Origin of the sequence: Mycobacterium yunnanensis, from assembly GCF_025823185.1 — a bacterium.
GTDB classification, from domain to species: Bacteria; Actinomycetota; Actinomycetes; order Mycobacteriales; family Mycobacteriaceae; genus Mycobacterium; species Mycobacterium yunnanensis.
Window position 1 is genome coordinate 278,618 of sequence record NZ_JACKVK010000009.1, and the last position, 18,406, is coordinate 297,023.

An 18,406-nucleotide genomic window follows, 5' to 3' on the forward strand; every position below is an offset into this window, starting at 1 on the left:
CATGTCCGTCACCGTGACCCACACCGACACGATCGCCGTCCTGAACCTCGGCGACGACGAGAACAGATTCTCTCTGGACTTCCTCGACGACGTCGAGGGTCACCTCGAGGAAATCGTCTCCTCGGGTGCCGGTGGCCTCGTCACCACCGGCACCGGAAAGTTCTACTCCAACGGCCTGGACCTCGAGTGGTTGATGGCCCACGGTGACCAGATGGCAGCCTACGTGGGACGCGTCCACGCCTTGTTCGCGCGAATCCTGGTGTGCCCCATGCCCACCGCCGCAGCCTTGAACGGGCATGCGTTCGGTGCGGGCGCCATGCTCGCGATGGCACACGACTACCGAGTCATGCGTGCCGACCGCGGCTTCTTCTGCTTTCCCGAGGTCGACATCCGGATTCCGTTCACCCCCGGCATGGCCGCGCTCATCCAGGCCAAGCTCACCCCGGCCGCCGCCGTGGCGTCGATGACCACGGGGCGACGCTTCGGCGGCGTCGACGCGGTGAACTCCGGCATCGTGGACGCCACCGCCGCCGAGGACGCCGTCGTCGCCGACGCCGTCGCCCTCGTCGCACCCTTCGGCGGCAAGGATTCCGGCACGGTGACTGCGGTCAAGACCACGATGTACGGCGCCGCGCTCGCGGCGTTGGCGTCCTAGCCGACGAGGCTGGGCCTGCCGAAGCGCGCCCACACACCCGGTGAATACAGCGCGCGGAGGGGATCCCCTGCCGGTCGTACCCCGGCGGCCGCCACCAACTCGTCGTCCAGTTCGGTGACCGTGGCCTCGTGCAGGGGAAAGGGCACGTGTTCGTTGGGCACCCACCACGTGCGGCCGGCCTTGCGGGTGTGGGCCCCCCACCGCGCGGTCAGCCAGACCTCCAGTGGGGTCGGCGCCACGGGGGGCCCGATGTCGACGCCGACCCGGCAGCGCAGCCCGCGGTGCGGCAGTCGTCTGGTGCTGTCGTAGGTGATTCGCCGATCACCGCGGTTCAACTTCATCCGCGCCCACGTGTACGGGGTGCCAAGGACCGTCCGCGTCACGGGCACGACGGCCAGCCGCGCGGTCTCGAGCGAGCGAAACAGCACGCCGTGACGGCGTTCGTCGTCGACCGAATACAGCCGCACGTTGGTCTCGAGGAAACGACCGAAGTACGGCACCGCCCGCGAGAAGCCCAGTGACAGCTGACTCATCGCGAATGGCACCAAGGCCACGTAGGTATGCCCGTCGCCGAAGACGTCGGGCCGGGTGCCGCCGGGGAACAGATGACCGACGGCATCCGGGTCGACGGGCCAGTGCACGAACGTCAGGTCACCCCAGAATTGACGCGTGAACACCGGCCGCGGCAGCGGCGGCGCGGTGACCGCGAAACCCTCGGGCAACGACTCCGACACACCTGCCATCGTCGCATCTACTGCCCTCGACCAGTCTCCTGCTGGAGCTCGTCGATCATGTCCGACGCCGCCGCCTTGGTCAGGTCGTCGGGCACCTCTTTTCCGGCCTCTTGGGCCAACGTGTGCAGATAGCTCCGTTGCGGGCCGGTCATCGGCTCGTCTCCGGTCACCCACTGCGACGTGTCCTTCTCTGCTGTCTCGTTCGGCGCTTGCTGCGCATCTTCGGTCATGGACCTCACCTCCGCAGCCCGTGTATCCGTCGCACGTCTGTTCGAAACCTCCCGGTCGTTTCGGGGGCTCGGCACCCGGGCATGCACCCGACGTGCAGACCGACCCGCCCACCCCCCAACAGCCGCAGACCGCCGACGACGACGTCCGGCTCGTCCGCCTCACCGCCGGCGGACCGATGATGGTGCAGGGGCCCGTGCGGGTGGAGACGCCCGACGGCTCGACCGTCGAGTCCGACCGATTCATGGTCGCGATCTGCACCTGTCGGCGCAGCAAGACCTACCCGATGTGCGACACGAGCCACCGCAAGCGACGCCGGTCGAACCCCTGAGACCTAGCCCACAATGCCGCCGGACACGCTTATGAAGTCGTGCGTCGGGTACGCAACGGTGGTAGGTGCACCCCGCGCCGAGACACATCAACGCCGAAGGGGCGAACCAATATGAGCACGACCACGAACACTTTGATTGCGCAGTTGCGCGTGCTGCTCGACCTGACCAACACCGAGATCCAGGTGGCCGAGACCCGCGTGGCGCAGGCCCGCACCGAGGCCGTCCGCCGCGAACTGACGCAGAACGCCGACAACGGCCGCGACCGCGCCGAAGCCATCGAGCGCGCCATCCGCGATCTCGGCGGCCGCCCGGACGTCATCGGCCCGTTCCTGGGCCGCGCCGCCGCAGCCGTCAAGGCGCTCACCGAGCAAGCCCAGCCGTTCGACGAAGCACTGCTCGGCGACTTGGCCCTCGAGCATCAGCTGTTCGACCGCGCCCGCTACGTCAAGGCGCTCGCCGTCGCCGCGCAAGAGTCCGACGTCGAGGCGTTGGCCACGCGTTTGATCACCGCGCATGCCGCCACCGTCGACTGGCTCACCACCGTGCTCGCCGAGGACGCGCTTGGTGGCCCGGCCGCGCTGCGCCGCACGCCGCTGCAAGCCGCCGCCGGCACCGCCATTCAACTCGTCAACGTGCCGGTCAACTGGTCGGTCCGCAGCCTCGACAAGGCCGTGGACACCGTTCGCGCCACCCCGTTGGCCATCAGCGAACTGATCAACCGCGGCAGGCGCGTGACCGACGTCGCCACCAAGACCGTCGCCGCGTCGCGTGACGCGGCACTCGAGACCGCCGAGGCCGTCATCCGTGACGGTGGCGCGGAGCAGGCAGCCGACGTGCTGCACTCGGTGCGCGCCGCCACCGGCGCTCTCGACGCGAGTGAACTGCCGGTCGACGGTTACGACGACCTGAACGTCTCCGAGGCCGTCAGCGCGATCAAGGCACTGAGCAACCCGGTCGACGTCCGCACGATCCTCACCTACGAGGAGGCCCACAAGGGCCGCCAGGGCGTCGTGTCCGCCGCGCAAACGCGCATCGCGGCCATCGCCCAGGAAGTCGTCGGCATCAGCTAAAACGCCTCCGTACGCAAGGCCCCGTGGCCCCCAAGGGGACGCGGGGCCTTCGTCATGCGCTCTGCGGCAACCAATTTCGCACCATCGGCCGGTAGCCGACCGGCTGGTCGCCCACCTTCGCTCCAGGGTTGACCAGCTGGCTCTGGTACCCGGGCGTGAACATTCGGTACACCGACTCCGGTGCCACGGCACTGGCCTCGTCCAGCGTGGCCCTCAGCTCGGCGGGCAGCTCGAAGTCCAGCGCCGCCATCGTGTCCTCGAGCTGATGGGCACTGCTTGCGCCCACGATGGCCGACGCGATACCGGGTTGCGTGGCAACCCAGTTCACCGCCACCTGGGCCATCGTCACGCCCACTTGGTCGGCGACCGATTCCAGTGCCTCGAGCAGCTTCCAATCGCGTTCGGACGATTCGTATCCCGAGCCGCCAGGGGTCGCCAACCGGCCGTCGCCGGCGAGCCCACCGACCACGTCGTGGCGGTACTTGCCGCTGAGGAACCCGCCGCCGAGAGGGCTCCACGCCGTAATCCCCATGCCGAGCGTCTGCGCCATCGCCAGATGCTCGACCTCGAGTTGACGCTCGACCAGCGAGTAGGGCAACTGCAGGTTGATCATCGGGGACGTCGAATGGGCCCGAGCGAGCGTTTGCGCCTGTGCGGCATACCAACTCGGCACGTCGGACAGACCGGCGTAGCGAATCTTGCCTGAGCGCACCAGGTCGTCGAACGTCCGGAGCACCTCCTCGACGGGTGTCAGTCGATCCCAGGTGTGCAGGAGGAAGAGGTCGACGTAGTCGGTGTTCAGCCGACGCAGCGAGTCCTCCAATGCACGGATCATGTGCTTGCGGCCGTTGCCGCCGGCGTTCGGATCGCCGGGGGCGACGCTGTTGGTGAACTTGGTGGTCAGAACCACCCGGTCACGCACCTTGGCCTCGGCGAGAAGCTTGCCGACGATCGTCTCGCTCTCCCCGGCGGTGTAGAAGTCCGCCGTGTCGACGAAGTTGCCTCCGTCCTCGAGGTAGCGGCGAAGGATGGGCCGGCTCTCGTCCAGAGTCTTGCCGTAGGCGGCGTGGTAGCCGCCGGTGCCGAAGTTCATGGTGCCCAGCGCAAGACGGCTCACACGGAGACCCGACGTGCCGAGGAGGTAGTACTGATCGAGTGCCATGACGTCATCGTGCACCGACGAAAATGGACCCGCAAGTCCACAAATGAGCCGCCGTTCCGCCACCGCGACCGTGCCGCTGGTGATACAAAGCAGGGATGGCAGCCACGACCGGGTCCCGCACCGCCCGACCTCGGCTCGTGGCGTCCGTCCTGTTCCTGGCTACCGCGTGGGCGCTCGGCTCGGCGGGGGTCGCCCATGCCTCACCGGTCTTCGACGTCGACTCCTACGCCCAGTGCACCTCGACCACGGTGCCCGCTCCCGGCCAGGACGCCGACGCCGTCATCAGCCAGTGCTGCGTCCAGAACGCGGGCGTTCCGGCGCCCACCAGATTCGGAATGGGTTGCGCTGCCCCGTTACGAGCCGACGCCGACCCCGATGAGCGACCGCTGATCGTGTTGCCGTCCCGCGCGCTTCCCGACGACGAACCCGACGCGGACCTCGGCGGTCTGGTCGACGCGCCGCTACCCGAGCCGCTGCCCTAGTTTCCGGGCGGGGGCGGAGGCGGCGGCAGGATCAGACCGGGCGGCGGCGTGGGACCGTCGGCAGGGTCGGGCAGGAAGTCGACCAGTCCCGGCGGGATGACCGTTCCGGGCGGCGGAGCGGTGCCCGGCAGCGGCTCTCCGAGTTGCTGCTTGGGCGCCTGCCCGAGGCCACCATAGGTGCGACCGTCGCGCTGGAGGTCGATCCATCGGCCGAACCAGATGCCCTTGCGGACGTCGGCGTTCTCGTCGCCCGGGGCCACTCCGAACTGCGTTCCCTGTCCGGGCGCCGACGGCACGTCGTTGAGTTGTTGCGCGCCATAGGCGTTGTTGAAGACGTTGAGGTTGGGCACGGTGCCGGTGCCGCCGTTCGGCGCCTCGGGAACCGGGTTCTGGCCCAGGATCGACGTTCGGTCGAGTCCCACCACGGACGGCGCCCCGAGCGCACCGGGCACCGATGCGCCGTTGGTTTGCGCCAGCACGTCGAGACCCGCGGGACCCAAGTTCCCCAGCATCGGCACCGCTGGTCCCGCCGCGGGCGGCGGCGGCGGAGGCGGCAGTGCCGGGTCGGCGGGCACCGGCAAGGGGTCGGGGGGAAGATCGTCGGCCACGGCGGTCGCCGGGAAGGCGACCGCCGCTCCGACGGCAGCCAGGCCACACGCTGCGGCGACGATACGATGCCGGTTGATCATTGCCATGTGTCTCGTTCCATCGTGTGGGCCTGGAGTAGGTCAGGTCAGACGGACTTCGTGATGCCGTAGTAGGCGACCACGTCGTCGGTGTCGGTCGTCGAACTCGTCAGCGTGGCGTAGGACCGCAGGAACGACTGTCCGACGCAACCGTCGACCTTGATGTGGGTGTCCTTGAGGGTCACCCGCACCGGAGCGGCCTTGAAGGTCTTCTTGTCGACCGTGACCGTGGAGACCGTGCCCGGCTTGGGGTGGATTTCGATGGTGCCCGACAGCGGGAAGCTGAGCGCAGGAGCGAACACCGGTCCCGTGGCCGGGAAGCTGAGGCCGCCGACGGTGATGCCGGCCTGACCGATGAGACGGACCTGGCCCAGTTCGATGCCACAACCGATTTGGTAGCCGGCCTCGAGCGTGCCACCGGCCAGCGTCGTCTTGCCCTTGCCGGTCACGGTGCCGGTGAAGGTGCCGCCGACGAGGTACTCGCGGGACGACAGCGCCGTGGTGAGGGGCGCGACGGGAAGCTCGCTCTCGTTGGTTGCCGCCACGGTCAGCGTCCAGCCGTCGGGGGTGGTGACGACGCCGGGCTCGGACGAGCCGACGATCCCGTTGTCGGGCGGCGGGGGGCCGGGGTCGCCGACGGGGGCCACGGCGGGGTCGGGCGGAGGCGGGTCGGCCAGCGCGACGGGAGCGGCGCCGATCGAGAACAGCATGCCGGCCGTAGCCAGCAGGGCAACACGATTCAACATTGCAGAGCCTTTCAAGGGTTCGGGGTGGGGCGGCCGGCTGCTAGACGGACTTGGTGACGCCGAGGTAGGTGATGACGTCGTCGGTGTTGTCGGTCGAGCTGGTCAGCGTGGCGTAGGACCGGATGAACGACTGTCCCGCGCATTGATCGGTCTTGACGCGGACCCCGGTGAGGGTGATGCGGGTGGTGGTTCCCTTGAAGGACTTCTTGTCCAGCGCAACGGTCGTGACGGTGCCCGGCTTCAGGTACACCTTGCCCTGCAGGCTGATGCCTGCGCTGACACTTGGAAGGCCGATCGCGCTGATGCCGGGCGTGATGTTCGCGCCGGGGTTGATCTCGGTCTCGTCGGAGATGATGCCGCAGCCGATCTGCTCGCCGGCCTCCAACGTGCCGCCCGTCAGCTTGGTCTTTCCGCCACCGGTGATCGTTCCGGTGAAGGTGCCCGAGATGAGGTATTCACGCGACGAGATGGCCGTGGTCAGCGGGGCCACCGGGAGCTGCGTCTCGTTGCTTCCGACGACGTTCAGCGTCCATCCGTCGGGCGTGGTGAGGACGCCCGGGGCGGCCGAGGGAACGGCGCCGGTGTCCGGCGGGGGCACGGGGGCGCCGACGGGCTGCACGGCCGGGTCTGGTGCCGGCGGATCGGCGAGCGCTACGGGCGCCGTCCCGACCGGGATGGCAATGCAAACTGCTGCCAGCGTCGCAAAACGGTTCAACATGAGTGAATCGGCGCCTCTCGTGGTCGAAATGTCGAGCAGATAACGGATCTGTCGCGGCGAAGCATCCAATGGCCGGGTTGCCGCGAGGTGAACGGACGGCGAACGATCGACACCTCGTTTCCGTCCAGCGTGTGCCGCAGTACACCTGCGGAAAGCACTGCCACCCAGCAGAATTGCCGTTCCCACCGTGCTCACAGCACGGGTTGGCCGGATGGATCGAAGTTGGATGCCGTCCGTTGGCCGGTCGTTCACCCTTTGGCCACTTGACTACCCGACGGTAGGGATTCGACGACACCGGCGGACAACGGATAGCCGCACCGACCACCTTGGAGGAATCCGTGACGTCACCTGGCGTGTGGAAACGAGCAGCGGCGGCATCCGCGGTCACCGTCGGAATGGGATTGGCCTTCGTCCCAACGGCTTTCGCCGACGACGATGCCACACCGCAGAGCCCTGGAGTGGCCGTCGACGCCGTCCCGATGTCCGACGCCGCCTCCCCCGCCGCGGTGACGGCGTGCGGAAACTTCGCGCAGGCGCTCGACACCGCCGCGCAGTACTACGGCGACTTCTCCGACTCCTTCGAGGGTTCGGACTACAACGATCCCGCCGTACAGAGCAGCAACCAGGTCGGACGCACCGCCCTGCGTCAGGCCGCGGGTGTCGCGACGGATTCGGCGAACACACCCGAACTGGATCCCAGCATCGCCGACCCGATGCGGGCCTGGTCGGCCGATGCGACCAAACTGCTCCTGAAGATGGCGCTCCGCATCCCCGGCGACAGCCTGAACACGACGGCGACGGAGATGAACACCGACGCCACCAACGCTCAGCAGGCGTGCGCGGCGGCTGGCACGCATGCCTGACGGTCGTTGATGCGTTTCAGCACTGGACTTCTCGCGCTCGCAGCGGCGACGGCACTGACGGCATCGGCGTGCTCCAGTCCGGCCGCCGCGCCGCCCGCGCCGCCGGAACTCGTCCCCGCCAACGCACTCGACGGCGTCCTGCTCAGCGCCGACCAGGTCGACGCCGCGACTGGCACCACGGGGATGACGGCGCACCCGCGCGTCGACGTGATGAGTGATCATCGCAATCTGCTGCCCAACCTGAATTGCCTTGGCATCTGGCAGGTCAACGAAGCCGGTGTCTACGGCAAGGACGGCTGGATCGCGTTGCGCCAGGAGTTGCTTCGCTCACCGGACACCGACGCTTGGCGAACCCTGGTGGTGCAGTCCGTCGTCAACTACCCGTCGACCGACGCCGCGCGCGAGTTCTTCACCCAGTCGGCGGACCGCTGGTCGAAGTGCACCAACCACAACGTCAACATCACCCTCAACGACAAGCCGCTACCGAAGTGGCGCAGCGGCGAGTTGACCAAGACCGACACCACCCTGGCGATCCCGTTCACCCGGGCCGAGGCCACCGGCCTCGCGTCGTGTCAGAGAGCGCTGGCCGTCGACGACAACGTGATCGTCGACGTTCAGGCCTGCAGCCGGGACTCGGGCACCGTGACCGCGGCCGCGGCCGTGGCCGACGCCATCACCGCCAAGCTGCCGGGGCGGGCGTCCAGCTAGGGGCTAGCCGATCCCGGCCTCGAACCCGAAGCCACCGCCGTCGTGGTTCGGGCACGCGACGTCGACGTAGACGGTCGTGAAGGTGCCCGGGGATGGCGGGGCGCTGCTCGGGTCGTCGACGCCCGTCACCCGGCACTCCGAGAGCGGCTTGGTGTCGAACCCGTTGACCCAGTTGATCTGGACGGTGTACCCCTGGTCCTGCAGCTCGGCGACGGCGGCGTCGGCGGGCTGACCCGAAAGCGTCGACTGGTCGGCGCCTGCGATCGGGGCGGGGCCGAGCAGCACCGCCCCAGCAAACGCCAGCCAGGCGGTGTGCCGCAGCGCTCCAGACATCCCCCGACGATACGCCCGGCGCGGAAATCCGCAGCTCACGTGCGTCCACAGGACGAGTTGTATAAGGTTCTTAAGAGCCGCCTGGCGCTGCCACATTCTTCACTGCAGCCCGGCGTGCCGCGGAGCATTCCGCAGGTCCAGCAGAGGGCCGGCCACTCGTGCACCTGATCGTGGGAGACCCTCGTGCCGTCACCAGTCAACTCGTCGCAAGTCGCCGGTCTGAGCACCGGAAACGGTCTTCCGAACGTCGTCGTCACCGGCATCGCCATGACGACGTCGCTGGCCACCAGCGCGGACGACACCTGGAAGGCGCTGCTCGACGGGCAGAGCGGCATCCGGCTCCTCGACGACCCGTACGTCGAGGAGTTCAAGCTGCCGGTCCGCATCGGCGGCCACCTCCACGAGGACTTCGAAGACGATCTGACGCGGGTCGAGAAGCGGCGCCTCGGCTACGTCCAGAAGATGTCGACGGTGCTTGGCCGACGGGTGTGGGAGAACGCCGGCAACCCGGAGGTCGACACCAACCGCCTGGCCGTGTCCATCGGCACCGGCATGGGAGCCACCGAGGCGCTGGTCTTCGCCTGGGACGACATGCGCGAGCGCGGCATGGCCGCGGTCTCGCCGCTGGCGGTCCAGATGTACATGCCGAACGGGCCGGCGGCCGCAGTGGGGCTCGACCGGCACGCCAAGGCTGGGGTCATCACCCCGGTGTCGGCGTGTGCCTCCGGCTCAGAGGGCATCGCGCAGGCCTGGCGGCAGATCGTCCTCGGCGAGGCGGACATCGCGGTCTGCGGTGGCGTAGAGAACAGGATCGAGGCGGTGCCCATCGCGGCATTCGCGCAGATGCGCATCGTCCTGTCCACCACCAACGACGATCCGGCCGGCGCCTGTCGCCCCTTCGACCGCGACCGCAACGGCTTCGTCTTCGGTGAGGGCGGCGCCCTGATGGTCATCGAAACCGAGGAGCATGCCAAGGCCCGCGGGGCGAACATCCTCGGTCGGCTGATGGGGGCGAGCATCACCTCCGACGGCTTCCACATCGTGGCGCCGGATCCGAACGGTGAACGCGCCGGGCACGCCATGACGCGCGCGATCCAACTGGCCGGACTCGTGCCCGACGACGTCGACCACGTCAACGCCCACGCCACCGGCACCAAGGTGGGTGACGTCGCCGAAGCGGCGGCCATCAACCGCGCCATCGGAAACCACGCTGCGGTGTACGCCCCCAAGTCGGCTCTGGGCCACTCGGTGGGCGCCGCGGGCGCCGTCGAGTCGATCCTGACCGTCATGGCGCTGCGCGACGGCGTCGTCCCCCCGACGCTCAACCTCCGCAATCTCGATCCGGAGGTCGACCTGGACGTCGTCGCGGACGAACCCCGTTCCGGCAACTACGAATACGCGGTCAGCAATTCGTTCGGGTTCGGTGGGCACAACGTCGCGTTGACCTTCGGCAAGTACTGACCGGCTCGTGACCGACGGTCAGATCACCACGCACGCAGGGCTCTTCGACCTCACGGGTAAGCGCGCCCTGGTCACCGGTGGCACCAGGGGTATCGGTCTGATGATCGCGCGCGGCCTGCTGCAGGCGGGCGCCAGCGTCGTCGTCAGCTCTCGCAGGGCCGACGCCTGCACCCGGGCGTGCGAGGAACTTGCTTCCTTCGGTGACGTCACGGCGATTCCTGCCGACCTGTCGAAGCACGACGAATGCCTGCGCCTCGCGGAGCTGGTCACCGCCGACTCCGGCCGTCTCGACATCCTCGTCAACAACGCCGGGGCGACGTGGGGCGAAGCGCTGGAGACGTTCCCCGACGCGGCCTGGGACAAGGTCCTCGACCTCAACCTCAAGTCCCCGTTCTGGCTCGTCCAGGCGCTGTTGCCGGCACTCGAGGCGGCGGGAACCGCCGACGACCCGGCCCGCATCGTCAACGTCGGGAGCATCGACGGCATCCACGTCAGCAAGCTACCGGTGTACTCCTACGCCAGCAGCAAGGCCGCGCTGCATCAGCTGACGCGCGTGCTCGCCCGCGAACTCGGCCCGCGACACGTCACCGTCAACGCCGTGGCGCCGGGGCCGTTCGAGTCGAAGATGATGGCGGCCACGCTCGACGCGTTCGGCGACGCGATCGCCGCATCAGCCCCGCTCCGCCGCATCGGCCGGCCCGACGACATGGCCGGTGTCGCGGTGTTCCTGACCAGCCGGGCCGGGTCCTATCTCACCGGAGCGATCATCCCGGTCGACGGCGGGATCGCGACCACCGCGTAGCCGACTCCTCCGCCGACTGCACGCATGTTGGCGGGGTCACTCGGGATTTGCGTTCACGATGCGTGCGTTCGGCGACTCGCGCGGCTTCTTCTGCCACGGCCACCTGCCGGTGATCTCCAGTTCGAGTGAGAAGCTCAGGAACGTCCGGATCGCCACAATGCCGGCCAGCACGGCGACGCTCTGCGCGTTCGGGGTGACCGCCACCGTTCGGATGATGTCGGCGGCGACGAGGAACTCCAGACCCAGCAGGATGGTGCGGCCCAGCGTCTCCCGGAAGAAGCGGTACGTGTCCGGTGACTTGCGAACGAGGCGACCGACGGCGACACCGCCCGCCACGACGGCTCCCACGGCGATGATTGCCACGCCGACACCGTCGACCACCTTGCCGACCAGTTCGACCACCTCGATGAACTCCACGTTTGGGAGGCTAATCGTCGGGCAGCATGACAGGGGTGGCAACCAGCGAGCAGCGTGACGGCGTCGACCTGACCAACCTCGACGAGCCGCTGACCCCCGAGGCCAACGCCACCAAGCGTGACCTGGTCGACTACCTCGACGCGGTCGCCGACCGGATGCTGCCGGGACTGACGGGACGCCCGCTGACCGTGTTGCGGGTGCTCCGGGGCCGGGCGCCGTTCATGCAGAAGAACGTGCCCAAGTACACCCCCGACTGGGTGCGAACCGTGTCGCTCTGGGCCGAGGCATCCCACCGGGAGGTTCACTACGCGCTGTGCGACGACCGTCGCACGCTGTTGTGGTTGGCCAATCAACGCGCCGTGGAGTACCACCCCACCCTCGGACTGGCCGAGAACGTCTACCGCCCGACTCATTTGATCCTCGACCTCGACCCACCCGGGGACGACGACTTCGCCGCGGTGGTCGCCGTCGCGCACCTGGTGCGCCAAGCCCTCGCCGACAGCGGACTCGCCGGTGCGGTGAAGACCAGTGGCGCCAAGGGCATTCACGTCTTCGTCCCCGTCGACACGGGCGACACGGGCGACACGGCCGCACCCGTCGAGGACGTTGCGGCCGCGACCCGCGCGCTGGCCGCTCGCGCCGAGGCGCTGAACCCCGACATCGCCACGACCGCGTTCATCGTGGAGGACCGCGCGGGCAAGGTGTTCGTCGACTCGACACGGGCCGGCGGCGCCACCGTTGCGGCGGCGTACAGCCCGCGACTGCGACCGGGGACGCCGGTCTCGTTCCCCCTAGACTGGTCCGACCTGGACCGGGTGTCCCCGTCGGACTTCACCGTGCACACCGCACTCGCGTTGCTCGACGGTCACGACCCCTGGCGCGACTCGATGCCCACGCCGCAGAGATTGCCCGACGACCTCGTCGCACAGGGGCGGACCATCCCCGTCGCCCGGGTGGCGGCGATGCACGAAGGCAAGCGCCGGGCCCGGGCCCGGCGGGCCACCGACGGCTAGGGGACGGTCCGTCTCAGGTCATTCCGCGACGAAGTACATCCGCTTGTTGACGAATTCGTCCATGCCAAGCGGTCCCAGCTCGCGCCCGAAGCCGCTGCGCTTCACACCGCCGAACGGGACTTCCTGCCCTTCGTTGGCCGGGGTGTTGACGTTCGACATTCCGGACTCGAGACGCCGGGCGATCTTCTCGGCGCGCTCGGTGTCGGTGCTGAACACCGCACCGCCGAGACCGTAGTCGGAGTCGTTGGCCAGTTCCAGGGCCTCGTCGTCGCTGGAGACGGAGTAGACGACCGCCACCGGTCCGAACAGCTCCTCGCGGTACGCGCGCATCTCCGGCGTGATGCCGGTCAGCACGGCGGGCGAGTAGTAGGCGGCGGGGCCCTCGCCGAGCACACCACCGGCGTGCAGCGTCGCGCCCTTGGACACGGCGTCCTGAACCTGCTCGTCCAAGATCTCGGCGGCCTTGCGTGAGGACAGCGGCGAGAACGCGCCGTCCTGCAGCTTGGCCGGATCGCCGGGCTTGAGGTCCTTGGCACGTTCGACGAGCTGCCCGACGAAGTCGTCGAAGATGTCGTCGCTGACGATCATTCGCTTGTTCGAGTTACACGCCTGACCGGTGTTGCCAATCCTGGTGTCCCAGGCGAGGTCTGCCGCTGCCTTGACGTCGTCGGTGTCGAGCACCACGTAGGCGTCCGACCCGCCGAGTTCGAGCACGCACTTCTTCAGGTTGCGCCCCGCAATCGAGGCGACCACCGAACCGGCGCGCTCGGAGCCGGTCAGCGAGACCCCGACGACGCGGCGGTCGCCGATGATGTCCTCGATCTGGTCGTAGGAGGCAAAGATGTTGGTGTACACACCCTTTGGGATCCCCGCCTCGTCCATGAGCTCCTGCACGGCGAGTGCCGACTTGGGCACCGACTCGGCGTGCTTGAGGATGATCGTGTTGCCCAGCACCAGGTTTGGCGCGGCGAACCGGGCGATCTGGTAGAAGGGGTAATTCCACGGCATGATGCCGAGCAGGGGGCCGATGGGCAGCCGCTGCACGTATGCCTTGCCCTTGGCGAAGGTCTTGATCTCCTGATCGGCGGCCAGTTCCGGGCCCTCGGTGGCGAAGTACTCGAAGATGTCACCGCAGAAGTCCGCCTCGTCGACGGCTTCCTGCAGGGGCTTGCCCATCTCCTCGGTGGCGATGGCGCCGAGACGGGCCGAGTTCTCCCGGAACAGTTCGGCCACCCGAGTCACGATGCGGGCCCGCTCGGCGATCGGCAATTCGCGCCACGAACGGAACGCCGCGTCGGAGGCCGCGAGGGCGCTCTCGATCTCGGCCTCGGAGGCGAAGTCGAACGACTCACCAACGTCGCCGGTGGCGGGATTGACCACTCGGTATTTCGGTTGAGTCGACACGGTCGCGGTCATGATGGGAACTCCCTCGGTAGTGACTAACGCCACCCAATCTAGTCACCGCGCGAATGCCGCGTCGCCCTATCCCGAACACCCGGGTGCTCGCTCAGGAGCCAGCTAACTGTGCGGCAGTCGGCCGTTCCCGCCCCAGCAGGAAGGATCCGCAGGCGACGGTGATCGTCACCAGCATCACCACGGCCAAGGGCACGGCGGTGTGCTCGCCGCCGATGCCGACCAACGGGGACACCACCGCGCCGACGCCGAACTGCAGGGCCCCCAGCACCGCCGACGCCGATCCGGCGACCCCTGCCACGCCGGCGAGCGCCAGTGCCGTGGCGTTGCCGAAGACCAGCCCCAGGCTCGCCACGGCCACCCACAGCGGCAGCGCCAACAGCCATGCGGGCGCCCCGACCGCCACGACGACCACGATCACGACGACCGCGGTCAGGCACAGCGCGAACCCCGTGCCGGCCAGCCCGCGTACGGAGCGTCTACCGGCCAGTCTGGCCGATATCGCACTGAACCCAGCGAGCCCAAGTGCGTTGACGCCGAACGCGATTCCGTACTGCACCTCGTTGAATCCCATCATCACCTGGTAGACGAAGGGCGAGGCGGAGATGTAGGCCATCATCGTCGCGAAGGCGAACGCGAATGCCACCGCGTTGCCGAGGTAGACGCGCGAGCCGAGGGCGCGCAGCACCGACGGGGACCCGGCCCGAGCGGAGCGCGCTGCCGCGCGACGTGTGCCGGTGTGCGTTTCGCGGACAACGGCGACGACGCCGACGAACATGGCCGCGACGATGCCGAAGACCACCCAGAGCACGCCCCGCCACCCGACGGGACCGACCAGGACGCTCCCGAGCACCGGCGCCACCACGGGCGCGATACCGCCGACGAGCATCATCAGGCTGAACGCCCGCGCCGCGGCGGCCCCCACGGCGAGATCGGAGATGATCGCGCGGCCGATCACCATGCCTGCGGCACCGGTGACGCCCTGAGCGAATCTGGCGGCGATCAACACCTCCACCGTCGGCGCCAGGGCGGTGACGGCGCTGGCGATTAGGCACAGCGCGGACCCCACCACCAGAGGCCGCAGCCTGCCGAAGCGATCCGACAGCGGCCCGAAGACCAACTGGCCAAGGGCAATTCCGACGAGGAAGGCAGTCAGCGTCAACTGGATCGACGTGGCCGTGGTGTGCAGGTCATTGGTCATGGTCGGAAACGCCGACAGGTAGAGGTCGGTGGCGAAGGGCGCCACCGCCGACAGCAGAGCCAGGACGAGCAGCAGCGGCCCGGTGATCGCGGGGCGGTGCTCCTCGGTGGCGAGCAGTCGTTCCATCCGCTCGGCGTCGTCGGCCTTCGTCGTCATCTCACATCCTCCATTAGCTATGTTGGAGTAACTATACATTCATAGCTTCATCGGCGTACCGTCGGATCCATGGCCCGCGCCCAGACACCCACCGACCGCGGATCGGTCCTTGCCGACCTGGCGGACGCGATCATGCATGCCGCGCGCCTCATCCGGTCCTGGGACCAAGCCGCCGAGACCGTGGTTCCGCTGTCGACGGTCGAGGCGGCGGTGCTCGAGTACGTCGACCGGCACCCCGGCTGCCGGCCCAGCGACGTGGCCCGAGATCTTCGGATGCGCAGCAGCAACTTCAGCGCCGCGCTGCGCGTCCTCGACGAGCAGGGGTTCGTCGAGCGGCGCAGCGACCCGACGGACGGTCGCACGGCCAACCTCGTCGTCACGGCGCTGGCCAAACGCAACATCGACGTCATCCGGACGCGGCGGGCGGCACTCCTCGCCACCGCACTGGGCGACGAACCCACGCGCGTCGAGGACGCCCGCGAGCTGCTCGACCGCCTCAGAAGCACGCCGGCGACAGTCGACTGACCGACGTCAGTCGGGCATGGCCGCGACGATCCGGTCCGGCGTGAACGGCAGACTCCGCACCCGCACGCCGATGGCGTCGTAGATCGCGTTGGCGATGGCGGCCACCGTGGGACCCTGCGCAGTCTCGCCCACCCCCAGCGACGGGTTCCCGCCGTCCGGCATCAACTCGACGTCGACCGACGGCACTTCGGAGAACGTCAGGATGGGGTACGTCTCCCAGGTGTCGCTCGTGACCGACCGGTCGTCGAAGCGGACCCTCTCCTTCAACGCCCAACTGGTGGCCTGGATGGCACCGCCCTCGATCTGGTTCTCCGCACCGTCGGGGTTGACCACGAGGCCGGCGTCCACCACCACCACGAGCCTGCGCACCCGCACCTCGCTGGTGGCCTCCACCTCGGCCACCACCGCGCAGTACGCGCTGGTGTTCTTGTACCGGGCATAGGCGACCCCCACGCCCCGAGACTCCACGGCCACCCGCTGGGCCCAGCCCGCGCGTTGCGCAGCCGCCTCCAGCACCGCACGCCCACGCGGATCCTCGAGGTGGGCGAGTCGGTACTCGACCGGATCGCGACCCGCGGCGACCGCCAGTTCGTCCATGAACGACTCGATTGCGAATACGTTGACGAACGCGCCGAGCGAACGAAGTGCGGACGTGCGCAACGGCATCACCGACAACAGGTGGTTGACCACGCGGGTACGGGGAAAGGCGTACCCCGGCACGGCGTTGCGACTGGCCCCGCCGCCGTTGGCCAGCGGTGGCTCCCCCGCCGCCGCGATCTGTTGCCCACCGCGGCGATGGCTCGCAGCCAGCAGTCCCACCGCGTCGACGAAACCTGGCCGGGTGACGTGACCGTTGCCCCACACGTCATGGCGCCACCTCAGCACGGCACCGTCCTGGTCGACCTCGGCGGCGATCCGCACCACCGCAGCCGGACCGAAGGGCGCCCACCCCAGTTCGTCGGGACGCGACCACACCACCTGTACTGGACGACCCGGAACGGCCAGCGCCAGCAGGGCCGCGTCCAGCGCGACGTCGTCGGCGCCGTTGTGCCCATAGCACCCCGCGCCAGGCACGTGCAGCACCACGATGCGACTCTCGGCGACGTCCAACGCCCGCGACAGCTCCCGGCGCAGCAGGTAGACACCTTGGCTGTGCGTCCACACCGTCAGCCGCGCGTCGTCACCCCGGCCGGTGACCAGTGCCGTGGCCGTCGACGGGCCCATCGACGCATGGGCCAGGTACGGCCTGTCGTAACGGGCTTCGTGAAACTCGTTGCCGCCATCGGCAACCGGGTCGTTCCCGCCGTCGTCGGCGATGACCGTCTCGACCGCGGGCGCCGACGTCAGGAAGGCTGGAAGATCGGACTCGTCGGGCAGCGTCGCCCGCTCGTCCCACACGGCGTCGGCCCGAAGCCGTTCGACGGCGCGGAGCGCCGCCTCCTCCCGCTCGGCGACCACGGCGAGGAAGTCGCCGTCGCGGACGACCGTCAGCACGCCCGGCGACGCCAGCGTCGCCGCGGTGTCCACCGACCGCAGCGCCGCGGCGCGCGATGGCGGTCTGACGACGCGGCCGTAGACCATCCCCGGCAAGTGGAGATCGTGGGCGAACCGCGGCCGCCCGGCCACCTTGTCGGGCAGGTCCACCCGGGGCACGCGGGTACCCACGACGCTGCGCTCGGAGGCCGCCTTGGTCGGCGCGACACCGGTCACGCGACGATGCAGCAGGTCCGCGTGCGCCACGTCCCAGAAGGCCACCGACCGGCCGTCCGGTGTGGTGACGACGCCGTTGGTCACCGTCAGGGCGTCGGGCGTCACGTCCCACCGGCGCGCGGCTTCCTCGAGCAGTGCAGCCCTGGCCTCGGCGGCGGCCATCCGCAGCGCGGCACCGGAGTGCTGGATCGACAGGCTGCCCGCGGTGTACCCCTCGTTGGGGCTGACACCCGTCGCCGCGGCCGTCATCCGAATCGCGGCGACGTCGACGTCCAACTCCTCGGCCACGATCTGCGCAAGCGCGGTCAACACGCCCTGCCCGAGTTCGACCTTGCCGGAACGCACCTCGACGATTCCGTCCGGTGCGAGTCGCACCCAGTCGTCGACCATGGGATTGGCCACGATCGACTGCGGCAGGTCTGCCGCGACGGCCGTCACCGCTGGCCTCGGCTGCGTAGTTCGTCCGCGGCCGACAGCACCGCGCGCACGATCCGGTTGTGCGCACCGCACCGGCACAGGTTGCCGTCGAGCGCCCGGCGCACCTCCGCCTCCGACGGGTCGGGGGTGCGCTCGAGCAGGGCTGCCGCGGAGATCACGATTCCGGAGATGCAGTAGCCACACTGCGCGGCCTGGCCCTCGACGATCGCCGAGACCACGGGGTGTGGATCCTCGGCGCTGCCCAGTCCCTCGACGGTCGTGATCTCGTGACCCTCGAGACCTCCGACGGGGACGTCACAGGAGTATCTGGGTTGGCCGTCGACCAGGACCATGCAGGATCCGCACAGTGCGAGGCCGCAGCCGAATCGGGTTCCCTTCAGCCCCAGATGGTTTCGTAGAACGTAGAGCAGGACGGTGTCGGGCTCGACCCCTACCTGCTCGAGGTTGCCGTTGACCGACAGCGCGGTCATGGTCGACTCCACCTCAACGTCCTGCACGGCTCCATGGTGCTCTCTTCTGAGAACGGGGGCCAACCCCAGGCTCGGGCTCTAGC

General features: G+C 69.0%; 22 protein-coding genes. 10 read left to right on the top strand and 12 right to left on the bottom strand.

The window, feature by feature from the left end:
• Position 1 precedes the first annotated feature (1 nt).
• Positions 2-655 carry an enoyl-CoA hydratase-related protein gene (locus tag H7K45_RS18300; RefSeq protein WP_263997311.1) on the top strand — a complete coding sequence of 218 codons (654 nt, stop codon included), beginning with the start codon at positions 2-4 and terminating at the stop codon, positions 653-655.
• Here the strand turns inward: H7K45_RS18300 and H7K45_RS18305 are convergent.
• Together H7K45_RS18305 and H7K45_RS18310 are read right to left on the bottom strand one after the other, a co-directional pair.
• Complete coding sequence (locus H7K45_RS18305) at positions 652-1,398, bottom strand: YqjF family protein (RefSeq protein WP_263997312.1); 747 nt, start codon at positions 1,396-1,398, stop codon at positions 652-654. The genes H7K45_RS18300 and H7K45_RS18305 overlap by 4 nt on opposite strands.
• Positions 1,399-1,406: 8 nt before the next feature.
• Positions 1,407-1,619 (bottom strand): DUF3072 domain-containing protein, encoded by a 213-nt coding sequence (locus H7K45_RS18310; RefSeq protein ID WP_263997314.1) that lies wholly within the window; start codon positions 1,617-1,619, stop codon positions 1,407-1,409.
• Positions 1,620-1,795: 176 nt separating this feature from the next.
• Here H7K45_RS18310 and H7K45_RS18315 point away from each other — a divergent pair, with 176 nt between their 5' ends.
• Both H7K45_RS18315 and H7K45_RS18320 read left to right on the top strand, forming a co-directional pair.
• Positions 1,796-1,948: a CDGSH iron-sulfur domain-containing protein gene (locus H7K45_RS18315; RefSeq protein WP_263997551.1), complete on the top strand. Its 153-nt coding sequence runs from the start codon at positions 1,796-1,798 to the stop codon at positions 1,946-1,948.
• A gap of 111 nt (positions 1,949-2,059) precedes the next feature.
• The gene (locus H7K45_RS18320; RefSeq protein WP_263997316.1) at positions 2,060-3,019 is read left to right on the top strand and encodes a ferritin-like domain-containing protein; all 960 of its coding nucleotides are present in this window, start codon (positions 2,060-2,062) and stop codon (positions 3,017-3,019) included.
• A gap of 52 nt (positions 3,020-3,071) precedes the next feature.
• Here the strand turns inward: H7K45_RS18320 and H7K45_RS18325 are convergent, their stop codons facing one another.
• Positions 3,072-4,181 carry an aldo/keto reductase gene (locus H7K45_RS18325; RefSeq protein WP_263997318.1) on the bottom strand — a complete coding sequence of 370 codons (1,110 nt, stop codon included), beginning with the start codon at positions 4,179-4,181 and terminating at the stop codon, positions 3,072-3,074.
• Between the two features lie 95 nt (positions 4,182-4,276).
• Between H7K45_RS18325 and H7K45_RS18330 the strand changes: the two genes are divergently transcribed.
• On the top strand, positions 4,277-4,663 hold the full coding sequence (locus H7K45_RS18330) for a hypothetical protein (RefSeq protein ID WP_263997319.1): 387 nt from the start codon (positions 4,277-4,279) through the stop codon (positions 4,661-4,663).
• Here the strand turns inward: H7K45_RS18330 and H7K45_RS18335 are convergent.
• Genes H7K45_RS18335 through H7K45_RS18345 form a run of 3 tightly spaced genes read right to left on the bottom strand, consistent with a single transcriptional unit; the run spans position 4,660 to position 6,813 of the window.
• On the bottom strand, positions 4,660-5,358 hold the full coding sequence (locus tag H7K45_RS18335; protein ID WP_263997320.1) for a hypothetical protein: 699 nt from the start codon (positions 5,356-5,358) through the stop codon (positions 4,660-4,662). The genes H7K45_RS18330 and H7K45_RS18335 overlap by 4 nt on opposite strands.
• A 38-nt stretch (positions 5,359-5,396) precedes the next feature.
• Positions 5,397-6,095, bottom strand: coding sequence for an MspA family porin (locus tag H7K45_RS18340; RefSeq protein ID WP_263997321.1), 699 nt, complete (start codon positions 6,093-6,095; stop codon positions 5,397-5,399).
• Between the two features lie 40 nt (positions 6,096-6,135).
• Positions 6,136-6,813 (bottom strand): MspA family porin, encoded by a 678-nt coding sequence (locus H7K45_RS18345; protein WP_263997322.1) that lies wholly within the window; start codon positions 6,811-6,813, stop codon positions 6,136-6,138.
• A 395-nt stretch (positions 6,814-7,208) separates the two neighbouring features.
• Here H7K45_RS18345 and H7K45_RS18350 point away from each other — a divergent pair, with 395 nt between their 5' ends.
• Positions 7,209-7,676, top strand: coding sequence for an Rv2240c family protein (locus H7K45_RS18350; protein ID WP_263997552.1), 468 nt, complete (start codon positions 7,209-7,211; stop codon positions 7,674-7,676).
• A 9-nt stretch (positions 7,677-7,685) separates the two neighbouring features.
• Positions 7,686-8,384: a sensor domain-containing protein gene (locus tag H7K45_RS18355; RefSeq protein WP_263997323.1), complete on the top strand. Its 699-nt coding sequence runs from the start codon at positions 7,686-7,688 to the stop codon at positions 8,382-8,384.
• A 3-nt stretch (positions 8,385-8,387) separates the two neighbouring features.
• Here H7K45_RS18355 and H7K45_RS18360 read toward each other — a convergent pair whose 3' ends face one another.
• Positions 8,388-8,717 carry a hypothetical protein gene (locus H7K45_RS18360; RefSeq protein WP_263997324.1) on the bottom strand — a complete coding sequence of 110 codons (330 nt, stop codon included), beginning with the start codon at positions 8,715-8,717 and terminating at the stop codon, positions 8,388-8,390.
• A gap of 183 nt (positions 8,718-8,900) precedes the next feature.
• Here H7K45_RS18360 and kasB point away from each other — a divergent pair, with 183 nt between their 5' ends.
• Together kasB and H7K45_RS18370 are read left to right on the top strand one after the other, a co-directional pair.
• Entirely contained in the window at positions 8,901-10,178 is a 1,278-nt protein-coding gene (gene kasB, locus H7K45_RS18365) for a 3-oxoacyl-ACP synthase KasB (protein ID WP_308206419.1), read from the top strand.
• A gap of 7 nt (positions 10,179-10,185) precedes the next feature.
• A complete protein-coding gene (locus H7K45_RS18370; protein WP_263997326.1) occupies positions 10,186-10,980 on the top strand; it encodes an SDR family oxidoreductase in 795 nt (264 codons plus the stop codon).
• A 36-nt stretch (positions 10,981-11,016) separates the two neighbouring features.
• On the opposite strand, the gene H7K45_RS18375 is transcribed toward H7K45_RS18370, so the two are convergent.
• The gene (locus tag H7K45_RS18375; RefSeq protein WP_263997328.1) at positions 11,017-11,397 is read right to left on the bottom strand and encodes a DUF1622 domain-containing protein; all 381 of its coding nucleotides are present in this window, start codon (positions 11,395-11,397) and stop codon (positions 11,017-11,019) included.
• A gap of 35 nt (positions 11,398-11,432) precedes the next feature.
• On the opposite strand from H7K45_RS18375, the gene H7K45_RS18380 reads away from it, so the two are divergent.
• Entirely contained in the window at positions 11,433-12,410 is a 978-nt protein-coding gene (locus H7K45_RS18380; protein ID WP_263997329.1) for a DNA polymerase domain-containing protein, read from the top strand.
• Positions 12,411-12,428: 18 nt separating this feature from the next.
• Here the strand turns inward: H7K45_RS18380 and H7K45_RS18385 are convergent, their stop codons facing one another.
• Together H7K45_RS18385 and H7K45_RS18390 are read right to left on the bottom strand one after the other, a co-directional pair.
• Entirely contained in the window at positions 12,429-13,826 is a 1,398-nt protein-coding gene (locus H7K45_RS18385; protein WP_263997330.1) for an NAD-dependent succinate-semialdehyde dehydrogenase, read from the bottom strand.
• Between the two features lie 91 nt (positions 13,827-13,917).
• A complete protein-coding gene (locus H7K45_RS18390; protein ID WP_308206420.1) occupies positions 13,918-15,180 on the bottom strand; it encodes a multidrug effflux MFS transporter in 1,263 nt (420 codons plus the stop codon).
• 69 nt (positions 15,181-15,249) lie between these two features.
• Here H7K45_RS18390 and H7K45_RS18395 point away from each other — a divergent pair, with 69 nt between their 5' ends.
• The gene (locus H7K45_RS18395; protein ID WP_263997331.1) at positions 15,250-15,705 is read left to right on the top strand and encodes a MarR family winged helix-turn-helix transcriptional regulator; all 456 of its coding nucleotides are present in this window, start codon (positions 15,250-15,252) and stop codon (positions 15,703-15,705) included.
• 6 nt (positions 15,706-15,711) lie between these two features.
• On the opposite strand, the gene H7K45_RS18400 is transcribed toward H7K45_RS18395, so the two are convergent.
• The gene (locus H7K45_RS18400; protein WP_263997332.1) at positions 15,712-17,853 is read right to left on the bottom strand and encodes a xanthine dehydrogenase family protein molybdopterin-binding subunit; all 2,142 of its coding nucleotides are present in this window, start codon (positions 17,851-17,853) and stop codon (positions 15,712-15,714) included.
• Complete coding sequence (locus H7K45_RS18405; protein ID WP_263997333.1) at positions 17,850-18,350, bottom strand: (2Fe-2S)-binding protein; 501 nt, start codon at positions 18,348-18,350, stop codon at positions 17,850-17,852. The genes H7K45_RS18400 and H7K45_RS18405 overlap by 4 nt, the downstream gene beginning before the upstream one ends.
• Positions 18,351-18,406: the final 56 nt, after the last annotated feature.